Origin of the sequence: Paenarthrobacter sp. Z7-10, assembly GCF_026932795.1 — a bacterium.
In the GTDB taxonomy this organism is placed as follows: Bacteria; Actinomycetota; Actinomycetes; order Actinomycetales; family Micrococcaceae; genus Arthrobacter_M.
Genome location: NZ_JADPVH010000115.1, coordinates 1 through 2,013 on the forward strand (window position 1 = coordinate 1; position 2,013 = coordinate 2,013).

The following is a 2,013-nucleotide window of genomic DNA, read 5'->3' on the forward strand; positions in this document are numbered from 1 at the left end:
ACCGTATAACCACCATCGGTAATCAACGCAACAGCATCGCGCTTGTACTCCTCGGTAAAGCTCCTGCGGGTGGAACCCATAAAAGTAGTCTCCTACACTCGGGAACCCGGACAAACCCAACCGTGTCCACTAAACCGGGGACGCTCCAATATCCGCTCCCTGCCGCCTGCACCGACTGGTGGAACCCAACGCCCGCCCAGCCTGCGCACAGCAGCGCGCCTGCTCACGGAAGGGAACGGAGACACCCTACGTAAAGTCCTGCCGCCGTCTGTGCCGGCCATTGCTGCCCTGTTGGTCGCCGTAGGCGCCGGTCTGGCCGGGCAGCGCTCTGCCAACGTCGTCACCGGGGCAGAGCCGAAAAAATCGTGAGACAATGGGAACTGAGACCCGGTTGGGTCCGTGTTTCACATACTGAGTGACTGCGCAGAGCGCAAGCCCGGGAATTGCCTGAAACCGACGGGAACATTGTCGGCACAATGGCAGTTGTACTAGGTGGCTCTGCAGTCGTCGCTGGTGTGTGAAAGCATCACGGACTTGACAGGGTCATAGTGGTGTTGCCCGCAGGTGGCGCCACAGACCGCCGCAAGAAAGGTTTTCTGTGTCTTCTACTGCCAACAAGAGGAATGACTCTTCTCCTTCCGAGGTTGCAGCCGCCGGAGAGGAAAAGCTGACGCCCGCGCAGAAGCGTGCCGCCACCCTGGCCGCCAAGAAGGGTGCCGCCGGGATTTCGGATACCCCCGCACCCAAGGCCGCCGCCCGCAAGGCGACGGCGACACGGAGCCGCGCCGCCGCAAAGGCCGCGGTTGCCCAAGAGGCAGATGCCGAGGCCACCACGTCGGATGACCCGGCGGACGTCGAAGAAGGCGCCGAGGTCGCCGCAGGGACCGTAGTGCGGGAGGAAGCCACCGGCACCGGTTTCGTCTACTCAGATGCGGACGACGACGACGCCCCGGTCCAGCAGGTGATGTCCGCCGGTGCGACGGCGGACCCCGTGAAGGATTACCTAAAGCAGATCGGCAAGGTGGCGCTGCTTAACGCCGAACAGGAAGTCGACCTGGCATTGCGCATTGAGGCAGGGCTCTTCGCTGAGGAGAAGCTCGCCGCCGATGACGGCAAGATCAACGACAAGCTCAAGCGTGAACTGCAGTGGGTCATCCACGACGGTAAGCGGGCCAAGAACCACCTGCTGGAGGCGAACCTGCGCCTGGTGGTCTCGCTCGCTAAGCGCTACACCGGTCGTGGCATGCTGTTTTTGGACTTGATCCAGGAGGGCAACCTGGGCCTGATTCGTGCGGTGGAGAAGTTTGACTACACCAAGGGCTTTAAGTTCTCCACCTATGCCACCTGGTGGATCCGGCAGGCGATCACGCGGGCGATGGCTGATCAGGCCCGCACCATCCGTATCCCGGTGCATATGGTGGAGGTCATCAATAAGTTGGCCAGGGTTCAGCGTCAGATGCTGCAGGACCTCGGCCGCGAACCCACCCCGGAAGAACTGGCCCTTGAACTGGACATGACGCCGGAAAAGGTTGTCGAGGTCCAGAAGTATGGCCGCGAGCCGATTTCGCTGCATACGCCATTGGGTGAGGACGGCGACTCGGAGTTCGGCGACCTGATTGAGGATTCCGAGGCAGTCGTTCCGGCCGACGCGGTCAGTTTCACCTTGCTCCAGGAGCAGTTGCACTCCGTTCTGGACACGCTGTCGGAGCGCGAAGCGGGCGTGGTCGCTATGCGGTTTGGGCTTACCGACGGCCAGCCGAAGACTTTAGACGAAATCGGCAAGGTCTATGGCGTGACGCGCGAGCGGATTCGTCAGATAGAGTCCAAGACGATGTCCAAACTGCGTCATCCGTCCCGCTCACAGGTGCTGCGCGATTACCTGGACTAATCCGTCCGGGCCGGTCGGCATGGACGGATCGGTTCAGGTCGATCGGCCCGGCGGTAGCTGAGCCGATCGACCTGAACGTGCGGCAGCCGTCCCAATCGGGTCGGTTGGGCATAAAGGAAGCCCCC

At 62.1% G+C, this 2,013-nt stretch carries 1 protein-coding gene; it reads left to right on the plus strand.

Going from position 1 to position 2,013, the window contains the following annotated elements:
* Positions 1-598 precede the first annotated feature (598 nt).
* Complete coding sequence (locus tag IV498_RS18640; RefSeq protein ID WP_269048566.1) at positions 599-1,888, plus strand: RNA polymerase sigma factor; 1,290 nt, start codon at positions 599-601, stop codon at positions 1,886-1,888.
* Positions 1,889-2,013 lie beyond the last annotated feature (125 nt).